This is a genomic window from Acinetobacter sp. 24-47-47, from assembly GCF_057737035.1.
Genome location: NZ_CM173216.1, coordinates 82,058 through 103,645 on the forward strand (window position 1 = coordinate 82,058; position 21,588 = coordinate 103,645).

At 35.2% G+C, this 21,588-nt stretch carries 20 protein-coding genes; all 20 read left to right on the forward strand.

All coding sequences use genetic code 11. From position 1 onward, the window contains the following. Window positions 1–32 precede the first annotated feature (32 nt). Window positions 33–1,148: a glycosyltransferase gene (locus tag AC1M9E_RS00345; RefSeq protein WP_488224896.1), complete on the forward strand. Its 1,116-nt coding sequence runs from the start codon at window positions 33–35 to the stop codon at window positions 1,146–1,148. After that, window positions 1,148–2,242, forward strand: a complete 1,095-nt coding sequence (locus AC1M9E_RS00350) for a glycosyltransferase (RefSeq protein ID WP_488224897.1) — start codon at window positions 1,148–1,150, stop codon at window positions 2,240–2,242. Before AC1M9E_RS00345 ends, AC1M9E_RS00350 begins: the two co-directional genes overlap by 1 nt. Continuing rightward, the gene (locus AC1M9E_RS00355; protein WP_488224898.1) at window positions 2,239–3,405 is read left to right on the forward strand and encodes a glycosyltransferase family 4 protein; all 1,167 of its coding nucleotides are present in this window, start codon (window positions 2,239–2,241) and stop codon (window positions 3,403–3,405) included. The genes AC1M9E_RS00350 and AC1M9E_RS00355 overlap by 4 nt, the downstream gene beginning before the upstream one ends. After that, entirely contained in the window at window positions 3,399–3,941 is a 543-nt protein-coding gene (locus tag AC1M9E_RS00360) for a serine O-acetyltransferase (protein ID WP_488224899.1), read from the forward strand. Before AC1M9E_RS00355 ends, AC1M9E_RS00360 begins: the two co-directional genes overlap by 7 nt. A 16-nt stretch (window positions 3,942–3,957) precedes the next feature. Further along, window positions 3,958–4,560: a sugar transferase gene (locus AC1M9E_RS00365; protein ID WP_488224900.1), complete on the forward strand. Its 603-nt coding sequence runs from the start codon at window positions 3,958–3,960 to the stop codon at window positions 4,558–4,560. Then, entirely contained in the window at window positions 4,560–5,222 is a 663-nt protein-coding gene (locus tag AC1M9E_RS00370) for an acetyltransferase (RefSeq protein WP_488224901.1), read from the forward strand. Before AC1M9E_RS00365 ends, AC1M9E_RS00370 begins: the two co-directional genes overlap by 1 nt. Before the next feature lie 16 nt (window positions 5,223–5,238). Then, the gene (locus AC1M9E_RS00375) at window positions 5,239–6,414 is read left to right on the forward strand and encodes a DegT/DnrJ/EryC1/StrS family aminotransferase (RefSeq protein WP_488224902.1); all 1,176 of its coding nucleotides are present in this window, start codon (window positions 5,239–5,241) and stop codon (window positions 6,412–6,414) included. Window positions 6,415–6,464: 50 nt separating this feature from the next. Next, window positions 6,465–8,312 carry a polysaccharide biosynthesis protein gene (locus AC1M9E_RS00380; RefSeq protein ID WP_488224903.1) on the forward strand — a complete coding sequence of 616 codons (1,848 nt, stop codon included), beginning with the start codon at window positions 6,465–6,467 and terminating at the stop codon, window positions 8,310–8,312. Between the two features lie 149 nt (window positions 8,313–8,461). Further along, window positions 8,462–9,724, forward strand: a complete 1,263-nt coding sequence (locus tag AC1M9E_RS00385; protein ID WP_488224904.1) for an oligosaccharide flippase family protein — start codon at window positions 8,462–8,464, stop codon at window positions 9,722–9,724. Beyond that, a complete protein-coding gene (locus tag AC1M9E_RS00390) occupies window positions 9,721–10,581 on the forward strand; it encodes an ATP-grasp fold amidoligase family protein (protein ID WP_488224905.1) in 861 nt (286 codons plus the stop codon). The genes AC1M9E_RS00385 and AC1M9E_RS00390 overlap by 4 nt, the downstream gene beginning before the upstream one ends. Before the next feature lie 10 nt (window positions 10,582–10,591). Then, complete coding sequence (locus AC1M9E_RS00395; protein WP_481597729.1) at window positions 10,592–11,659, forward strand: NAD/NADP octopine/nopaline dehydrogenase family protein; 1,068 nt, start codon at window positions 10,592–10,594, stop codon at window positions 11,657–11,659. Between the two features lie 5 nt (window positions 11,660–11,664). Beyond that, the gene (locus tag AC1M9E_RS00400; protein ID WP_488224906.1) at window positions 11,665–12,831 is read left to right on the forward strand and encodes a nucleotide sugar dehydrogenase; all 1,167 of its coding nucleotides are present in this window, start codon (window positions 11,665–11,667) and stop codon (window positions 12,829–12,831) included. A gap of 4 nt (window positions 12,832–12,835) precedes the next feature. Further along, window positions 12,836–13,711, forward strand: coding sequence for a glycosyltransferase (locus tag AC1M9E_RS00405; protein WP_488224907.1), 876 nt, complete (start codon window positions 12,836–12,838; stop codon window positions 13,709–13,711). Between the two features lies 1 nt (window position 13,712). Then, a complete protein-coding gene (locus AC1M9E_RS00410; RefSeq protein WP_488224908.1) occupies window positions 13,713–14,870 on the forward strand; it encodes an EpsG family protein in 1,158 nt (385 codons plus the stop codon). Next, on the forward strand, window positions 14,867–15,928 hold the full coding sequence (locus AC1M9E_RS00415; protein WP_488224909.1) for a glycosyltransferase: 1,062 nt from the start codon (window positions 14,867–14,869) through the stop codon (window positions 15,926–15,928). Before AC1M9E_RS00410 ends, AC1M9E_RS00415 begins: the two co-directional genes overlap by 4 nt. Beyond that, a complete protein-coding gene (locus AC1M9E_RS00420) occupies window positions 15,925–17,076 on the forward strand; it encodes a glycosyltransferase (protein ID WP_488224910.1) in 1,152 nt (383 codons plus the stop codon). The genes AC1M9E_RS00415 and AC1M9E_RS00420 overlap by 4 nt, the downstream gene beginning before the upstream one ends. An 8-nt stretch (window positions 17,077–17,084) precedes the next feature. Then, window positions 17,085–18,119: a polysaccharide biosynthesis protein gene (locus AC1M9E_RS00425; protein WP_488224911.1), complete on the forward strand. Its 1,035-nt coding sequence runs from the start codon at window positions 17,085–17,087 to the stop codon at window positions 18,117–18,119. Between the two features lies 1 nt (window position 18,120). After that, window positions 18,121–19,233, forward strand: coding sequence for a UDP-2-acetamido-2,6-beta-L-arabino-hexul-4-ose reductase (gene wbjC / locus AC1M9E_RS00430; protein WP_488224912.1), 1,113 nt, complete (start codon window positions 18,121–18,123; stop codon window positions 19,231–19,233). Between the two features lie 11 nt (window positions 19,234–19,244). Beyond that, on the forward strand, window positions 19,245–20,375 hold the full coding sequence (gene wecB / locus AC1M9E_RS00435) for a non-hydrolyzing UDP-N-acetylglucosamine 2-epimerase (RefSeq protein ID WP_488224913.1): 1,131 nt from the start codon (window positions 19,245–19,247) through the stop codon (window positions 20,373–20,375). Window positions 20,376–20,391: 16 nt separating this feature from the next. Beyond that, window positions 20,392–21,570, forward strand: coding sequence for a glycosyltransferase family 4 protein (locus AC1M9E_RS00440; RefSeq protein WP_488224914.1), 1,179 nt, complete (start codon window positions 20,392–20,394; stop codon window positions 21,568–21,570). Window positions 21,571–21,588: the final 18 nt, after the last annotated feature.

Here is a 21,588-nt window from a genome sequence, read left to right on the forward strand (position 1 = left end):
ACGTTCCCATTTCATGTTATTTAGGTCATATTATGTTGAATAAAGTCATGTTCTTTTTGCCAAGCTTAGGTGGTGGCGGTGCAGAACGTACAGTCATTCAACTCGCCAATAGTTTTGCTGAACAAGGGCTGAGGATCCATTTGGGTGTGTGTGATCTAAATGGTGAAAAAGGGAAGCTGTTGCCTGAAGTGAGCCCTAAAATTGAATTGGTGAATTTCAATTGTGGTCGGGTGATAAATAGCATCACTGCATTAAAAATCAAAATGAAAACCGAGCATTACGATTGCTTAGTGGCCACCCAAACCCATACCAATATTGTCGCCGGCATTGCCAAGAAGTTAGGAGGCGTCAAGACACGGTTGATCTTTCGTGAAGTGTCGACGCCGTCAAAAAATATAAAGTTGCAAGGCATCGCCAAATTTGTACTGAAAACCTTGGTGAATCGGACGTATCCGATGGCACAGCAAGTGGTCTGTGTCTCTAAAGGTGTCGAAACTGATTTTCGTGAATATTACAGCTATAAGAAAAATAACATCAACACCATTTATAATCCTGTTTTAGATGATGCTTATTTCGAAAAGCTCAAAGCACCTGTGACACATCATTTTTTTAATAACAGTAATCAAGTCATTCTGGCCGTTGGGCGTTTGACTGAAGCTAAGAACTTTGGCTTCCTGATTCGTTCCTTTAAAGCTTTACATGATCAGCATGCCGATACACGTCTGATTATTTTAGGTGAAGGTGGGCTACGTGGCGAGTTTGAAGCCTTGGTGGCTGAGTTAGGCTTAAATGATGTCGTAGATTTACCCGGTTTTGATGCCAATCCCTATGCTTATTTTAAATATTCATCGTTGTTTGTTTTGAGTTCAAATTGGGAAGGTTTGCCGGGCGTTTTGATTCAAGCCTTGGCATCCAAAGTCAAAGTGGTCAGTACGGATTGTCCAAGTGGTCCGATGGAAATTTTAGACCACGCCAAGTTTGGCTTATTGGTCGAATGTAATGATCAAACAGGTCTAACCCAAGCGATGCAAAAAGCGATTTTTGCGGAGTATGTACACTATTCTGATGTCGACTTTGATACACATATTCAGCAGTTCCATAAACAAACCGTGTTGAAGCAGTATTTGCGCATGATGGAGTCTGCATGATGAGCAAGCCATTAATGGTACATGTCATCACTAACTTTGCAGGCGTGGGCGGTGCTGAGATGATGTTGGCACGTCTGATTCAATATACGGAAGATCAGTATCAGCATGTCATTATTGCTTTAATGAAAACGTCCAAGGTCTATCAAAGCACTTTAGATCGTTGTCAGTCATATTATGCGCTCGGTTGGAATGGTTTAAATACCTTAGGTACGATTCAAAAATTACGTGGACTACTCAAACAATTACAACCCGAAACTGTGCAATGCTGGATGTATCATGCCAATGCATTGACCAGTCTCAGTGTCATCGGTTTAGCTGAAAAACCGAATATCGTGTGGGGGATTCATCATTCGCTTGCATCGCCTAAAGATGAGTCGATCAGCACCAAAATTGCGTTGGGTTTGAGTAAAGTTTTATCTAAACAACCGACTGCTATTGTTTATTGTGCGCATTCATCCAAACAGCAACATACAGATTTTGGCTTTAAAAATCCTCACCAGCATGTGATTCCTAACGGGGTGTTTTTGGATAAATTTCAGCCGAATTTAAAGTTAAATCAGCCGATCGTGATTGGTTTTGCAGGGACTTATCGACATGCTAAAGGTTATTCCTATCTGTTTGAATGCATGAGCTTACTGAAAGATGAAAATATCATTTTTAAAATTGCAGGGAGCGGTGCAAGTTTAGACAATCCTGAAATCAAAGCCTTATTTGAACAGTATCAATTAGATGCCGAAAAAGTGTATCTATTAGATCAAATTTCAGATATGCCTGCCTTTTATCAATCGATAGATGCTTTTCTGATGACCTCAATCACCGAAGGTTTTCCGAATGTATTGGTCGAAGCCATGGCATCAGGTTTGCCATGTATCAGTACCGATGTTGGCGATGCTAAATATATTGTGCAGGATTTAGGTAGTATTGTTCCGCCACGTAATGCCCAAGCTTTGGCAGAGGCAATTTTACAATATGCCCAAAAAACAGAAGCAGAAAAACAAGTCTTAAAACAAGCAACGCGTAAACGGGTCGAGCAAAATTTCAGTATTGCAACCGTCAGCCGTCAATATATGCAGGTGTGGAGCCAACAGGCATGAAATTTTTAATGATCAGTAGTTTTCTGCCGTCGGTGCTGAATTTTCGTGGCAAATTATTAGAAGCCATTGCTGCCCACGGCTATAAAATTCACATCATGGCACCTGAGTTTGCAAGCTTTCCTGAAGAACAGCGAAAACTGCAAGCGCTTGGCTATCACTTGCATGAAATTCCGATGCAACGCACTGGGACCAATCCACTGGCGGATTTAAAACTCCTCAAAAACCTGTATCAGCAAATTCGTCATATTCAGCCTGATTATGTATTGTCGTATACCATTAAACCGGTGATTTACGGCACGCTCGCATCATGGCTTGCCAAAGTCCCGCATCGTTTTGCGTTAATTACCGGTCTTGGTTATGCCTTTCAAAATGTGGAATCGGGCAAGCGCAGTCTGTTCCAAAAAATGGTGCATGGCTTATATGCCCAAGCCTTAAAACATAGCGACAAAGTCTTTTTCCAAAATCCTGATGATTTACAACTGTTCCAAGACATGCACTTGCTCGAAGCCAATAAACCCACTGTGGTGGTGAATGGGTCAGGCGTAAATGTGCAAGATTTTGATGTCATGCCATTACCGAAAAATGCACAGGGGCAGGTCAAAGCATCCTTCTTACTGATTGCTCGTTTATTGGGTGACAAAGGCGTACGTGAATATGCTGAATCGGCACGCATCATCAAAGAAAAGCATCCTGAAGCAGAATTTCATTTGGTCGGTTGGATTGACGATAATCCATCTGCGATTGCTCAAGCAGAACTCGATGAGTGGATCGCTGAAGGTCTCCTAAAATATTGGGGTAAACTCAGTGATGTGCGTCCTGTGATTGCGGAAAGCTCGGTCTATGTATTGCCCTCCTATCGTGAAGGTACACCTCGTACCGTATTAGAAGCCATGGCAATGGGGCGCGCAATCATTACCACCGATGCGCCAGGTTGTCGTGAAACGGTATCACACGGTATCAATGGCTATTTGGTCGGGGTAAAATCAGTCAATGATCTGGTACACAGCATGCAATATTTTATTGAAGATCCAAAACTCATTGAGCTCATGGGTCAACGTTCACGTGAAATTGCCCTGAATAAATATGATGTGCATCAAGTGAATGCCCACATGCTCCGTGAAATGGGAATCATCGATATCAATTTAGAGTCTGGCGCATGTTGATTAAATACATCAAAAGCGATTTATATCGTTATACGGGAAAAGTCAGTTTTAAATTGTTTGTTAAAAACTACCTATTTAATCGCGGCTTTAATTTTTCATTTTGGTTACGGATTGCCAGTTCAAAAACGTTTTTAGCAAAACTTGCTTATCCCATTTATTATTATAAAAGAAAGCAATATGGGATCGATATTCATACCACGACCAAAATTGGCTATGGCTTATATATTGGGCATGGTGGACCTTTAGTCATTAATCCCACAGCAGAGCTTGGGCATAACGTCAATTTATCTCAATTCACAACGATTGGTGCTAATGGTGGTCGTCGAGCGGCCAAAATTGGTAATAATGTTTATATTGGACCTCATGTCTGTATCGTGGAATCAATCACAATTGGTGATAATGCCACGATTGGCGCAGGCAGTGTGGTGACTAAAGATATTCCTGAAAATGCCACGGCTGTGGGAAATTATGCCAAAGTGATTCACATGAATAATGCAGGTCAATCTGTAAATAGACGTTGGACAGATCTTGACTAAGGGGCAGAGGAATTCAATGTTAAAACGTATTATTGATATCACGATTGCATCGACCGCTTTAATTCTGCTGTCGCCTGTGTATTTGATCGTGGCACATAAGGTGAAAAAGAATTTGGGTTCTCCGGTGCTGTTTCGTCAGGTGCGCCCGGGCTTAAATGGCAAGCCCTTTGAAATGATCAAGTTCCGCACCATGAAAGATGCGCTTGATCTTGATGGCAATCCATTACCCGACAGTGAGCGTCTCACACCGTTTGGGAAAATGCTTCGTGCAACCAGCTTGGATGAAATGCCTGAACTATGGAATGTGATTAAAGGCGATATGAGTATTGTCGGTCCACGTCCATTACTCATGGAATATCTACCTTTATATAACACTGATCAAGCCAAACGCCATAATGTGCGTCCGGGCATCACGGGTTATGCGCAAGTAAATGGTCGCAATGCCATTTCATGGGAAAAAAAATTCGAACTCGATACATGGTATGTTGAACATCAGTCACTGTGGCTCGATTTCAAAATCATGCTGAAAACCGTGAAAAAAGTCATTGCCAAGGATGATATCAGTGCCGAAGGAGAAGCGACCATGACGAAATTTACCGGCACACCGGAACAAAAATAATGACAGCACTCTATGCAATTTATGGCGCTTCAGGTTGTGGGCGTAGTTTAATGCCTGTCGCTCGGCAGCAATTGGCGCGTGAACAAGATCAATCTGAAATTGTCTTTATTGATGATGCTTTGACAGAGATTGGTGTCGTGAATGGTCATCGTGCCATGAACTATCAAGCTTTTTTAAATGAATCACCATCAAAAAAGTACGTACAAATTGCGATAGCCAATAGTCGTGTACGCGAAAAAATCGCCCAGCGTTTAGAAGCCGATGGGATTCAGCTTTGGTCAATCTCTGCCGATAACGTCATTTTCATGGATGAAGTGCAAATCGCGGAAGGTTCAGCCTTAAGCCCGTTTGTCACCATTACCTCCAATATTAAAATCGGCAAATGCTTCCATGCCAATTTATATAGCTATGTGGAGCATGATTGCGTGATTGGGGATTTCGTTACCTTTGCGCCAGGCGTAAAATGTAACGGTAATATTCATATTCATGACCATGCCTATATTGGCGCAGGTGCCATGATTAAGCAGGGCACTCCTGATCAGCCTTTGGTGATTGGCAAAGGTACGATTGTCGGCATGGGCGCCGTGGTCACCAAAAGTGTGCCGGCAGGTGCAACAGTGGTGGGTAATCCGGCGCGGATTGTCAGCACGTCACAGCAATAAGTTTTAGGAAAATTCCATGTTAAACAGTGCATTTGCGCCTTGGCCAAGCTTTACCCAAGCAGAAGCCGATGCGGTATCAAAAGTTCTTTTGTCCAATAAAGTCAATTATTGGACAGGTCAGGAATGCCGTGAATTTGAAAAGGAATTTGCACAGTTTGTTGGAACAAAACATGCTGTTGCCGTAGCGAATGGTACCGTGGCACTGGATTTAGCCCTCAAAGCTTTAGGTGTAGGTGAGGGGGATGATGTGATTGTCACTTCACGTACCTTTTTAGCGTCTGCAAGCTCGATTGTGACCGCAGGTGCCAATCCAATTTTTGCTGATGTTGAACTCGATTCGCAAAACATCTCACGTCGTACTATTGAAGCAGTGATTACCCCGAATACCAAAGCCATTATTTGTGTGCATTTGGCAGGTTGGATGTGTGATATGGATCCGATCATGCAACTCGCTGAGGAAAAAGGCATCTTCGTGATTGAAGACTGTGCCCAAGCGCATGGTGCGATGTATAAAGGCAAATCCGCAGGTTCAATCGGTCATATTGGCGCGTGGTCATTCTGCCAAGATAAGATTATGACCACTGGTGGTGAAGGTGGTATGGTCACCACCCATGATGAACATCTTTGGAAAACAATGTGGTCGTACAAAGATCATGGCAAAAACTTCGATAGCGTCTATAACAAACAACATCCACCGGGTTTCCGTTGGTTGCACGACTCCTTTGGCACCAACTGGCGCATGATGGAAATGCAAGCGGTGATTGGTCGTTTGCAACTCAAACAAATGCCTGAATGGACAGCAAAACGCAATGCCAATATGGCACTTATCCAAGCTGTATTTGAACATAGTCCTTATTTTACAGTCGCTCAACCATCGTTAGATTATGTACATGCAGCCTATAAATGTTATGTACAGGTCAATGTCGATGCTTTGCCTGAAGCTTGGTCACGTGATCGCATTATGGCGGAAATCAGTGCGCAAGCGGTGCCATGTTTTAGTGGCTCATGTTCAGAAGTCTATTTAGAAAAAGCCTTTGATGGAACGCCGTGGCGTCCTGCAACACGTTTAGCCAATGCGAAAGCTTTAGGTGAAAGCAGTCTGATGTTCTTGGTACATCCAACCTTATCTGAACAAAGCCTGCAAAAAACCGTAGATGCGATTCAAAGCGTGATTGCCAAGATTCAAGCCTAAAAAAGCGTATAATCACAGCGTGCTTTTTCAGCCCACATAACTGAGTCTCAATGAAAGATTTTATTCGTTCCATTGCATCTTTACCGCGTCGCCAAAAACAAGTGGTTTTGGTGACCGTGGACATGTGCATGTTGCCACTGATGATGTGGCTGGCTTATGCCATTCGTTTGGCACGTCCAAATGTGACTGTGATGCAAGGGCTTGAGGCTTGGTATATCTATGTGGCGATCGCAGGTGTACTGATTTTCGCCTTGCTCGGGATCTACCGTGCGATTGTACGGTCATTTAACGAAGATTATTTACTGCGTATTTCGATTGGGACATTTATTCAAATTGTGGCGTTGTATGCCATTAAAAAATTAGATGTGGCCTTTATCCCAATGAGTATTCCACTCATGTATGGCTTTATGCTGTTTTCCTACATGTGGTGGAGTCGCGCGGTGATTCGTTACGCGACCCTTAAAACTTTTGCCAAAAAACAAACCCGTAAACGTGTGGCGATTTATGGTGCAGGTTTAGCAGGACAGCAGATTGCGGCCGCTTTAAACCGTTCTGATGATTATCTACCTGTGTGTTTTATTGATGATAAAAAATCACTGAAAGGTCAGTCTTTAAGTGGCTTAAAGATTTATTCACCGAAAAAAGCACAGAAGAAACTCGGTAAATTTGGCATTGAAGAAGTGTTACTGGCCATGCCATCGGTGGGGCGTGCCCGTAAAAAGGAAATTATTGAATCTTTTGAAGCCACTGATGTCAAAATCATGGAATTGCCAGGAGTCACTCAACTAGTCGATGGCAAAGTTAAAGTGTCTGATATCCGTGAAGTGGATATTATTGATTTACTCGGTCGTGATCCTGTACCACCGAAGCCTGAATTACTAGAGAAGAATATTAAAGGTAAAGTCGTGATGGTGACTGGGGCAGGGGGGTCGATTGGTTCTGAACTGTGCCGTCAGATCGTCAAGTATCAGCCCAAACAGTTGATCCTATTTGAAATGACCGAATTTGCTTTATATAGCATAGATCGTGAATTACAAACTTCAGATGTTCATATTATTCCTGTTTTAGGTTCGGTAACCAATCAGTCTAAACTGGAACGCATTTTGCAGCAGTATAGTGTACAAACGGTCTATCACGCGGCAGCCTATAAGCATGTGCCTCTGGTAGAAGCAAATCCGTTTGAAGGTATTTACAATACTTCGATTGGCACACAGCGCAGTGTGGATGCTGCGGTGAACCAAGGTGTGGAGACGTTTGTCCTAATTTCAACCGATAAAGCAGTACGTCCGACCAATGTGATGGGTGCCTCAAAACGTATGGCTGAGTTGTATTGTCAGGGTTTGGCATCTACTCATCCAAAAACTCAAATCAGTATTGTGCGTTTTGGTAATGTACTCGGGTCATCAGGTTCGGTTGTTCCTCTGTTTAAAAAGCAAATTGCCGAAGGCGGTCCTGTGACGGTGACTCATCCTGAGGTCACTCGCTACTTTATGACTATTCCAGAAGCTGCACAGTTGGTGATTCAAGCAGGTGCAATGGGAACGGGTGGGGATATATTTTTATTAGATATGGGTGAATCAGTAAAGATTGTTGACCTAGCTCGACAAATGATTCGTTTAAGTGGTTTCCGTCCTATCGATGAAAATGGGGTAGGGGATATTGAGATTCAGTTTACAGGTTTACGTCCTGGTGAAAAACTGTATGAAGAGTTATTGATAGATCAGGACGGTGTTGAAAAAACAGGGCATGAGCGGATTTTAAAGTGTTTTGAGAAATTTTATAAACATGCTGAAATATCGAATGTTTATAATCAATTTAATGAAATCATGAGGGATGAAAATAAAGCTCAATTTATGAGGATATTACGAACTTATGTAGATGGATTTGTACATTCATAATATTAAAAAACAACACTAAAACATGGGTTTTGTCAAAAAACAAAGACAACAAAGATGGTTTTTACTATAATGTGTGGAAATCTGTAAGTGAACTCTTACTAATTATATAAGTAGATGAAATAAGCCATTAATAGGATTAGAAGTCTGAAATGCAAGTTTTTTCTAAAAATATATTTTCTAATTCCCTATGGATGATGCTTGAAAAAGTGATTTCCATTTTTGGTTTAATTTTTGTGAATGCATTGATGGCGAAATATATAGGGCCTGAAAATTTTGGTAAATTAGCTTTTACCACTTCTATTTTTTTATTTGTACAGACCTTGGCATGGTTTGGTGCTCAAAATATTCTATTTAAAAGATTTAGCCAAAATGCTCAATCTGGATTAAAGCTAGCTATATCCACTCAAAAAATGCGACAATTTTTGTGTATGTTAGTTTCTGCGATCGCTCTGGTATATTTATGGCTGTATACAGATCCGCTCACCTTTATATTTGGAATAGGCAATTTTATAGCAAGCTATTTTATAGTGAGTGATTTTTACACAACTTATAATAATAGTCAGTTAATTTCCTATGTAAACGCCATTTCAAACACCATTGGTTTAGCTGTAGCTTTAATTTTAAGATTTTTGCTTGTTTATTTTGAAGCAGAACCTTACACCATAGTCTATCCTATTATTATCATTGCATTGATTCCATATTTACTAAGAAAAATTTATTACCATCAAAAAAACAAGAAAATTTATGTCACGCATACGAAAAAATATAATAAGTATTTATTTTTAACAGGTAGTAGTTTAGTTTTTTCAACATTATCTATTGTGTTTTATACACAAATTTCAAATATATTTTTGGCGAAGTTTGTTTCCTTTTCAGAATTAGCTATTTATAACGTGGCACTAACTTTAGGTGGGGCTTGGGGCTTTGTAAACTTAGCTTTAATTACAAGTTTTTTTTCCAAAATTTATGAAGAAAAGCAATTTGAGGCTCAACAGAAGATTTTAAAGCAATTACATATCATTGTTCTTCTAATTTCAGGTTGTGCACTCTTAGGTATGTTGTGGTTAGGTGAGTGGGTTGTAATATGGCTATATGGGGCTGAATATAGAGCATCTTCGGATTTACTTCCTTATATCGTTATTGGTAATGCATTATCAGCACTAGGTACAATTAGCTATCGTTATATGATTGTATTTAATGCTTATAAATATTTAGCTATAAAAATGTCTATTATGGCTATTTTGAGTGCATTAATGTCATATTTTTTAATTTTTCAATATGGTGTTTTGGGCGCAGCAATTTGTTTTGTAATTGTTGAATTTATTTCTTTAACAATAGCGAATTATTTTTTTAAAAATGCAGGGATTTTAAAAATGCATGCAAATATTCTATCGGGTAAGTTATTCAAATGAAATATCTCAGATTTTTATCATTAATCTCTTCAAAATTACATGCAAAAATTCTTTTTTTATTTATTTTTAAGAGATGGTTGTTTTTATCAAAGAGTAAAGTTAAAACATTGAATGAAAAAATTCAATGGCTTAAGTTTAATGAATACCATAAAAAAATATATACTAAATGTGCAGATAAATATTTGGTTAGAGAGTATGTTGCTGAAAAAGGTTGTTCAGAAATTCTAAATCCTTTGATAGCTAATTATAATAATTTTGAAGAAATTGACTTTGATAAATTGCCTGAGAAATTCGCATTAAAATGTAATCACGGTGCAGGCTTTAACATTATTGTTGAAGATAAAAATCAATTAGATCGAAAAAATATTAAGTTAAAACTTGATAACTGGATGAAAACTGATTTTTCATTGTTTAGTGCAGAGCCACATTATAAAAAAATTCCTAGAAAAATTATTTGCGAGGAGTTCTTAGTTAATGAATTTGGGCAATTTCCAGATGACTACAAGTTTTACTGTTTTGATGGAGTACCAAAATATGTAATGCTTTGTCAAGGCCGTAAAAATGCTGAAACTAAATTTTATTACTTTGATATGGATTGGAATTTGGCTCCTTTAAGTAAGGACTCTTTAGATGCAATTAATCAAAACATAAAAATAGAAAAACCAATTGCGTTTGATGAGATGAAAAAATATGCATATAAGCTTTCATCAGACTTTAAATTCGTAAGAACTGATTTTTATCATGTAAATGGAAAGGTGATTTTTGGCGAGTTAACTTTCACTCCTTCTGCTGGATTAGATCGAGATAGGTTGGAAACAACAGATTTACTTTTAGGTGATTTATTAAATTTAGGTTAATGGAATATTTATGAATATTTTGATTATAGGTTCAGGGAATTGTGGTATTACATACGCTGCAGATTTAACATTGAAAGGTCATAAAGTTTCTTTGCTTAAAAGCTCATCTAGAGATTTCGATGTTAAAACAAAATATATTATTGAAAATAATAATACTTTATTATTTAAAGATGGCGGTAAGTCAAAAAAAGTAAAAATATCTAAAATCACTAATTCATATGATGAAGCATTTTTGGAAGAAAGAGATATTATTATTATATGTTCTCAAACAAATTATCATGAGGAAATAGTAAAAAAAATAAAACCTTATATTGTTAATACTGATGTGGTTTATATCCAACCTGGATATGCATCTACTGCATATTTTATAAAAAATAATATACAATGTACAATTGTAGAAGCGCAAAGTTCACCAATTGATTGTCGTGTTACAAGTAATGGTGAAGCTGAAGTATTGTTTAAAAATGTTAGAAATCCTATAGGCATCTATCCAAAACAAAATTTAGATACTGCTAAAATAAAACTTGATCAATTGAATTTTAATTTTGTTTATCTCAAAAATATTTTTGAAGCTGCTTTACATAACCCTAATCTGATTGTACATACTATTGGTGCAATTATGAGTATTCCGAGAATTGAATATTCTAAGGGGGATTATTGGATGTATAAAGAAGTTTTTACCCCTAGTGTTTGGAACTTAGTAGAAAATTTAGATCAAGAAAAAAATAATATACTTTTAAGTTTAGGACTTCCTAAACTAAGTTATGTAGATGCATGTAAATACAGGAATTTCCATGATCTATCAATTGACTCCAAATCAGCTTTTTTTGATTATGCAATGAATCATTCTCCAAAAGGCCCTGATATTAGTAATTCTAGATATATTACTGAAGATGTATCACAGGGCTTAGTTTTACTAGAATCTTTAGGGAAATTGTTAAGCGTAGAGACACCATTAGCTACATCACTAATTAATTTAGCTAATTTCTCATTGAACAGAGATTTTCGCGTAAATGGTAGAACAGTTCAAAATTTGGGATTAACAGCAGAATTAATAAACCTTCTGGTAAAGGAATAAATATTTTGAAAATTACAGTCGTTGGAACAGGCTACGTAGGATTGTCAAATGCTGTTCTTTTTGCGAAGCAGCATCACGTCATTAGTTTGGATATTAATTCTGCACGTATTGATTTAATTAATCAAAAAAAGTCACCCATAGCAGATGACTATATTGAACAAGCGTTAAGTGAACAAAAGTTGAATTTAACTGCAACCTTAAATGCTGAGCAAGCATATAAAGATGCCGATTACATTATTGTTGCAACACCAACCAATTACGATGCTGAAACCAACTATTTTGATACTTCATCTATTGAGAGTGTTATTGCGCAAATTTTGCCAATCAATAATACAGCAACAATCATTATTAAATCGACCATACCTGTCGGATATACGGCACAGTTAAAAGAAAAATTTAAAACCAATCAAATTGTATTCGCCCCAGAGTTTTTACGTGAAGGAAAAGCACTTTACGATAATTTGCATCCATCTCGAATTATTGTGGGTGAAAAATCTGAACGTGGAGAAGCAATTGCTCAACTTTATTTAGACGCAACGATTGAGCAAAATGCACCAACACTTTGCATGGATTCGACTGAAGCAGAAGCGGTAAAGTTATTTTCTAATACTTATTTAGCCATGCGTGTAGCTTATTTTAATGAGCTAGATACTTACTGTGAAAAAAACAATCTAAACAGTTTGGATATTGTACAAGGTGTAAGTTTAGACCCACGAATTGGAAATCATTATAACAATCCTTCTTTTGGCTATGGTGGATACTGTTTACCAAAAGATACTAAGCAGCTTTTAGCAAATTACAAGGGTGTACCTCAAAATTTAATTCAAGCGATTATTCATTCAAACCAAACACGTAAACAGTTTATTGTTAAAGAAATTTTAAAAAAACGTCCTAACGTAGTTGGTATATACCGTCTTACTATGAAAGCAGGTTCAGATAATTTCCGTGATTCTGCAATTCAAGATATTATGCGTGAATTAAATGAATACAATGTTGAGGTCATTGTATATGAGCCAACATTAACAGTTAAAACTTACGAAGGCTATTCAGTCCACAATAACTTAAATGAGTTTCTAAATGCTTCAGATGTGATTTTAGCAAATCGTATAAATGATGATTTAAAAGGTGTTCAGTCTAAGTTATATACACGTGATTTGTTTGGCGAGAATTAATTAGATGGATAATCAACCTTTAGTGACAGTGTACATACCGACGTTTAATAGAGTTGAATTACTTAAACGAGCAGTTAAGTCTGTACAAAGTCAAACTTATAAAAACTTGGAAATTATTATTGTAGACGATTGTTCTACAGATGGTACGCAGTTGTATTTAGAGCAATTAGCTAAAGAAGATATCCGTGTTAGATATTTCTTAAAAGAGAACAACAGTGGTGCCTGTGTAAGCCGTAATATTGCAATTGAAAATGCTAAAGGTCAATTTATAACTGGGTTAGATGATGATGATTATTTTTTGGAGCGTAGAATTGAAGATTTTTTAAATAGATTTGTAACTTTGAATAAGTCCAACATAGCTTTGTATAGTCTATACTCTTATAAAATAAATAAAAATAAAATTATAACTCCAAAAATGGCATTTTTGATTAGAAAATCTTGTTGTACCCAAGAAGATATTTTAATTAATAATTATATAGGTAATCAGATTTTTATTGAGACGCATGTTTTAAAAAATAATGGACTATTTGATGTTAAATTAAAATCATGGCAAGATTTTGAGTTATGGTATAGATTATTAGGTAATATGGAGTTTTTTTTAGTTAGAGATGCAACTTATATTGTTGATATTAGCCATCCTTTTGAACGTATCAGTGGAAAGAAAATTCAAAATATAAAAATTTCTTTTCAATATTTTAAAAATAAGCATAATTTAAAGGGTGAAAAAGAAAATTTATTGTATGATCATTTGTATAATTATGACTTAGATTTACTTAAATTTAAAAGGTTAATTTATAGATTGTTTTATTATAGGGATCTTCGTTTATTGAAAAAATTTTTTATTTTTAAATTAAATAATATTAAAAGGAATTTTCTTTGATATGAGAATTTATTATATAAACTGTCTTGCATTTATTATTTTTTTTCTTAATCCTGTTTTAGGTTTTTTGACTTGTTTAGTCTCTATATACAAAAATAGTGGTACTAATATTTCTATTTTTATATATTCTCTTTTTGTTTCAATATCAGTGCTAAAAAATCAAATATATGCAGACTCTATTGTTTATAGAGATATGTATAATAATGTTACTTATGACTCGATAGGTGAGTTTGATGGTTATATAACTTATAAGTTGTTATCATTATTTTTTAAATCATTTGGAATACCGTATGAGTTTTTACCATTTTTTCATGTTTTCTTTATGGTTTATTTTATTGGAAAGTTATTAATGCTACTAAAAGATAAATATAATTTTTCTAATAGTCAGTTTTTATTCATGTTAATTGGATTAACTATTTTGAGTAATCCTGTTGTTGCATCTATGGGGCAAAGAAATAGTTTGGCAATAATTTTGATAATTTATGCAATAATTTTATATTTTAATAAAAATTATATAAAAGGATATTTGTTTTTAATATTTTCATTAATTACCCATTTTACAATGTTTTTTTTCTTGATCCCATTAATTTTAAGTAGTTTTTCTAAACTTAATAATTTATTTAGAATCTTATTATTATTATGTTCTATTGTCTTGGGCTTTTATTTTAATAAAGTTTCAGTTATATTTTTTAGTAATACTGGTGTTTCAGAATTTAATGAAAAATATCAAGAATTTACATATGAATTAGGAGGTGGTGGTCAATTATTATATAGTGTGATTAACTATTCTGTAAAATTTATTTTTCTTGCATTATTTTTGTTTTTTTTGAATAAAAGTACAAATAATGATAAATTTTTGGTTGATATTAAAAATTTTATTTTTTACGTTATATGTTTGTGTTTTATTTTTATGATGAACCCTATTGCTTTCGGTAGGTTTACAAATTATCTGTGTCTTATTATTTTTATTTATATCTCACTCATTAATGCAAATAATTCAAATAAGTTAAATTTATATAATTTGTTTATGTTCTTTTTTCTATTTTTCTATTTTTCTATTTTTAATGTGTTTCCATGGAAAGAACCAATATTGAATGGTAAAATGTTGGAGGCAATTTTTCTATCACCTTTAATTACTTTTTGGAATTTATTTATATGAAGATTTTGTATTTTATTACAAGTTTAAATTTAGGTGGTGCTGAAAAAGTTACATTAAATTTAGCTGAAAAGATGGTCGAAAAGGGACATACTGTAAAAATAATATATATGTTTGGTAATATGCAAATATTTTCTGATTCTGAAAAAATAGAAATCATCTCTCTGGGTTTGTCGTCTCATATTAGTTTAATTTTTGGTTTATTTAAACTTAGAAAATTAATATTATCATTTAATCCAGATGTAGTACACTCTCATATGTATCATGCTAATATTTATATGCGAATTTATAGATTGTTTTTTGGTTTAAAGAAAAATATTAATAGTGCTCATAGTTCAATTGAGGGCTCTAAGTTTGGGATGTTGTTATATCGTTATACAAATTTCTTATCTAACCTAAATACAAATGTTAGTCAAAATGCATTAAATGTTTTTATCGAAAAGGGTGCTTTTGATGTTCATAAGTCCAGAGTTGTTTATAATGGTGTAGATATAAATAGATTTTCTTATAATACTTATAATGTCGAAAAAAAATTAAATTTAATTGCTATTGGAAGATTTTCTCCAGAAAAGGATTATTTTAATTTAATAGATGCCATAAGTATAGTTAAGAATGAGTCTAAATATAATTTTAATTTATCTATTGTAGGTGATGGTGCTGATTTCTTATTAATTAAAAAATATATTAAGAAATTAGAATTAGAGTGTACTGTTCATTTACTGGGTCGAAGAGATGATATTTCTGACTTATTAAAAGCGTCTGGGTGTTTAATTTTGTCATCTAAATTTGAGGGGCTTCCTACTGTTATAATGGAAGCTATGTCATGTGGATGTTATGTAATATCTACTGATTGTGGTGGTAGTGCAGAAATTATGAAAAATGATTTTGGTACTTTAGTTCCTGTTAGTGACAGTTTTGCTTTAGCAAAGGCAATTATTCAGTATTTAGAGTCTTCAAATGACTTTTTATTACAATCTTCAGTGAATGCTAGAAAAATTATTATAGATCATTTTTCATTGGATTCCTCTGTAAATGTATGGGAAGAAATTTATAAATCATGAATCAGGTAAAAGAAAAAATTAAGTTACTTATAGATGCTTCTATAACTTCAGTAGGTGGAGGGATGCAGGTTGCTTTGGCTTTTATTGAAAATATAGCTAAAGATCCTGAATTTGAAGTCATTTGTATTGTAAATCCTCAGATTGATCAGCAATTATCTGCAGTAACCAAAACAAAACTTAAACATTATTATGTCGAAAGTACAGTATCAATGCCTTTTAAATTTCTACAAGGTTTTAAAATTTCAAAAATTGAAAAAAAACATAAACCTGATTTTGTATTTGTTGTTTTTGGACCTGCATATTGGAAGCCTCGAGCTCCTACATTACAGGGTTTTGCTTTAGGTAAAATGTTATATCAAAAAGAATTGAAATTGGGATTATTTGAAAAATTTCTAAATTTTGTAAAAGCTAAATTGTTTTTAATGTGTGATTCTTATTTGGTAGTTGAAACAGAACTTGTAAAGCAAAAATTATCATCTTTCTTAAATTATGATTCCTCAAAAATTTTTGTTATTGGAAATTCATTTAGCCCATCTTTTTTAGATTTTTTAGCCACATCTAAAGAAATTGAAGAAAGTGGAAGTGAGTATTTTCAAATTCTTGTTCCCTGTAGTTATTATCCACATAAAAATTTAGAAAGAGTGATTTTTTCTCTAGTTTTTTTAAAAGAAAAACATAGTGAATTAGTTTCAAAGTTAAAATTACTCTTTACTATTCCTAAAGAGAGTACGGAATGGCTGAAATTATATAATTTAGCCAAAAATAATGGAGTTGAAGAATATATAGATTCGGCAGGATTTATTCCTAATTCAAAATTTGCGGGACTATATCTAAGCAGTCATGCAGTGATTTGCGCAAGTATAGTTGAATCTTCAACCGCCGTATTTCCTGAGGCTTTCTTGTCAAAGCGACCACTATTAGCTAGCAAAAGGGATTTTGCAACAGAACTATGTGGGGATGCTGCACTTTATTTTGATCCATTAGATGAAGAAAATATTGCGGATGCAATTTTTGAAATTATGACAAATGCATCTTTGCGTGATGAATTAGTCAAACGTGGTATACAGGTATTGCATGATAATTATCCATCTGCTGTTAGCAAATGGGGTATGCAACGAAAATTAATTATTGAATTGGTAACCAAGTAGTAATGAAGATGTTTGAAAATAAAATTTTGTTAATCACTGGTGGTACAGGTTCATTTGGTAACGCAGTTCTAAAACGTTTTTTACAAACAGATATCAAAGAAATTCGTATCTTTAGTCGTGATGAAAAAAAACAAGATGATATGCGTAAAAAATACCAATCATCTAAGCTTAAATTCTATATTGGTGATGTACGTGATTATAACAGCATATTAAATGCCACGCGTGGAGTGGATTATATTTACCATGCAGCAGCACTTAAACAAGTTCCATCATGTGAATTTCATCCAATGGAAGCAGTTAAAACCAATGTTCTTGGTACAGAAAATGTTTTAGAAGCTGCGATTCAAAACAAAGTTAAACGCATTGTTTGCTTGAGTACTGATAAAGCGGTTTATCCAATTAACGCCATGGGGATTTCAAAAGCAATGATGGAAAAAGTCATTGTGGCGAAATCGCGCAATTTAGAAGAAACAGAAACGACAATCTGCTGTACACGCTATGGTAATGTCATGGCATCACGTGGTTCAGTAATTCCACTGTTTGTAGACCAAATTCGTGCAGGTAAACAAATTACCATTACAGATCCAAACATGACACGTTTCATGATGACTTTGGATGATGCAGTGGATTTGGTTCTGTACGCCTTTGAACATGGCGAAAATGGCGATATCTTTGTACAAAAAGCACCAGCCGCAACCATTCAAGTATTGGCTCAGGCATTAACAGAACTACTTTCTGTGCCTGAACATCCTATTTCAATCATGGGCACACGTCATGGTGAAAAAGCATTTGAAGCATTGTTAAGCCGTGAAGAAATGGCAGTTGCGTATGATCAGGGCAATTACTTCCGTGTACCAGCCGATCAGCGTGATTTGAACTATGCGAAATATGTTGAAAATGGTGATCATAAAATTAAACAATTTGAAGACTATAACTCAAATAATACTGAACGCTTAGATATAGAAGGCATGAAAAAGCTATTACTGAAACTCGATTTCATTCGTGCCCTCATTGATGGTCAATATATTGATCCCGAGGCATAACATGAAAATACTCGTCACAGGCTCAAATGGCTTTATTGCAAAAAATTTGATTCAATTTTTATCTGAAAAGAATGACATTGAAATTTTAAAGATTCATCGTCAATCCACTGATGCTGAATTAACCACTGCGGTCACTGCAGCCGATTGGATTATCCATTTGGCTGGGGTCAATCGACCAGTCAATGAACAAGAGTTTATTGATGGTAATGTGAGTTTGACGCAAAAAATTGCGCAATGCCTAATTGATGCTCAAAAACAAACGCCGATCATTTTGTCTTCTTCGATTCAGGCTGAGCGTGATAATGCCTATGGAAAAAGCAAACGGGGTGGAGAAGAAGCACTGTTTGATTTGCAACAAGCGAATGGAAATCCTGTCTACATTTGTCGTTTAGCCAATGTCTTTGGTAAATGGTCACGTCCGAATTATAACTCTGCTGTAGCGACCTTCTGCTATAACACTGCTAATGATCTGCCGATCCAAGTCAATGATGAAAATGCAGTGATAAGATTGGTGTATGTGGATGACGTGGTTGAAACTTTCTGGAATATTATCCAAGGAAGTATGGATGTTGCGCCAACATTTGAAATCACACCTGAGTATCAAATCACAGTCGGTGATCTCGCAAAGACATTGCAAGGCTTTAAAAAGTCGCGTAACACACTCATTAGTGATCGTGTCGGCACTGGGCTGACGCGTGCTTTGTATTCCACCTATTTAAGCTTCTTACAACCACATCAGTTTGATTACACTGTTCCTAAATATGGCGATCAACGCGGTGTATTTGTTGAAATGCTGAAAACACCTGATGCAGGACAATTTTCCTATTTTACTGCACATCCAGGCATTACCCGTGGTGGACACTATCATCATAGTAAAACCGAAAAGTTCTTGGTGATTAAAGGTAAAGCACTGTTCAAGTTTAAGCATGTCATCACAGGTGAATTCTATCAATTAGAAACCACGGGTGAAGAACCTCGTATTGTAGAAACGGTACCAGGTTGGACACACGACATTACCAATATTGGTGAAGATGAAATGGTGGTGATGCTGTGGGCCAATGAAATATTTGACCGTGAGAAACCTGATACTTTTGCTTTGCCATTAACAGATTAAGAGTTGATACTGTGAAAAAATTAAAATTAATGACCGTAGTTGGCACACGTCCTGAGATTATTCGTTTATCCCGTGTGATGTCTGCATGTGATCAATATTTTGATCATGTGCTGGTACACACTGGTCAGAATTACGACTATGAACTGAATGAAATTTTCTTTACCGACTTAGGTATTCGTAAGCCTGATTTCTTTTTGAATGCAGCGGGTGCGACAGGTGCAGAAACAATTGGTAATGTCATTATTGCTGTAGATAAGGTATTAGAAGATGTGCAGCCTCAAGCCTTGTTGGTCTTGGGTGATACCAATAGTTGTATGGCGGTGATCCCTGCCAAGCGTCGTAAAATTCCAACTTTCCATATGGAAGCAGGGAATCGTTGCTTTGATATGCGTGTACCTGAAGAAATTAATCGTCGTATTGTCGATCATACGGCGGATATTAATTTAACTTATAGTACGATTGCACGTGATTATTTAATTTCAGAGGGTTTGCCTGCAGATCAAGTGATTAAAACAGGCAGTCCAATGTTTGAGGTCTTGAAGCATTATCAAGCGAAAATTGAATCTTCAGATATTCTTCAGCGTTTAAATTTGAAAGAACATGAATATTTTATTGTCAGTGCACACCGCGAAGAAAATATTAATTCAGATCAGAATTTTTTAGATTTGGTTGAAATGTTGAATGCTATTGCAGAGAAATATCAATATCCTGTCATTGTTTCAACGCATCCAAGAACACGTAAACGTATTGAACAGATGAATATTGAATTTCATCCACTTGTGCAGTTATTAAAGCCACTTGGTTTTAGTGATTACAATAAACTTCAATTATCTGCGAAAGCCACGTTATCTGATAGTGGCACGATTAATGAAGAATCTTCTATTCTGAATTTCCCTGCTTTGAACTTACGTCAAGCCCATGAGCGTCCTGAAGGCATGGAAGAAGCGGCAGTGATGATGGTGGGATTAACAGCTGAACGTGTTTTACAAGGTTTAGCGATTTTAGAGCATCAACCACGTGGTGAAGATCGTTTATTACGTTTAGTCGCAGACTATAGTATGCCGAATGTGAGTGAGAAAGTGGTACGCATTATTTTGAGTTACACAGATTATGTGAATCGTGTTGTTTGGAAAAAATACTGAGTCAATGCAGGTTAACATGAAAAAGATTTTTTTAATTTCTGAATATATTCTGCCTGAGCAAAACACGACAGGATATTTATTCCATAAACTGCATGTGAACTTAAAAAAACATTATGGAGAGCAACTGCAATTAATTGTAAAAGAGGATCCTCAGCATAAAATTGAAGCAGATGCAATCCTTGTTAAAAATGTTAACCTGAATAAAAAAAAATTAGTTCAGAGATTAATCTTTGAACTAATTATTTCATTAAATTTTTTGTTAAAAATAATTTTTAATGTAAAAAAAGGAGATACCGTTTTTAGTGGTACGACACCAATTTTTTTGTTGCCTGTGATATATTTTGCTAAAAAAATTAAACGATTTAACTGGATCCTTTTGGTGCATGATGTGTTTCCTGAAAATTTAGTTCCAGCAAAAGTCCTCAAAAAAAACAATTTTTTTTATAAAATTTTAAAATATTTATTTGATCGATTTTATTCTGCGTCAGATAAGCGAATTGTCATTGGCATAGATATGAAAGATTTGATTGATCAGAAAGTTAACAAAAATGATGCCATTATTATTCAAAATTGGATTGATCATAATGATATTGAGGTTCAAACTAAAACTAATAACCCAATTCTAAAAAAAATTACTTGGGAAAATACACAACCTATATTTACTTTTTTTGGTAATATCGGACGCGTACAGGGCATTGATAATATTATTCAAGCATTAAATTTAATCCCAGTGGGTCAACGTCCTAAAGTCTTGTTTATTGGTTCTGGCGCTTATGAAGATGAATTAAAAGCCATGATTTCCAAACTTAATGATGAAAACGTAAAATATGTTGGGCATCTCGATCCTACACGTAAATCTGAAGGATTAAATGCATGTGATATTTCTATTGTAACGTTAGCTGATGGTATGTATGGCTTAGGTGTACCAAGTAAAGCATATTATGCTATGGCAGCGAATAAGCCATTACTTGCAATTATGGATGAAGATTCAGAAATATCTTGTATGATTAATCAATGGGGATTGGGTTGGACGGTTGCTCCTGGAAATCCGCAAAAGTTAGCGAATTTATTTCTGACTATTTCTAAAAATTTTGTAATTGATGAAATACCTTCGCCTAGAAAAGTGTTGATAGATAACTATGCAGAACAGATTGCGATGGAAAAAATCAGAAGAGTAATCAATGATGTCCATTAAAAACTATTTTCAAATGAG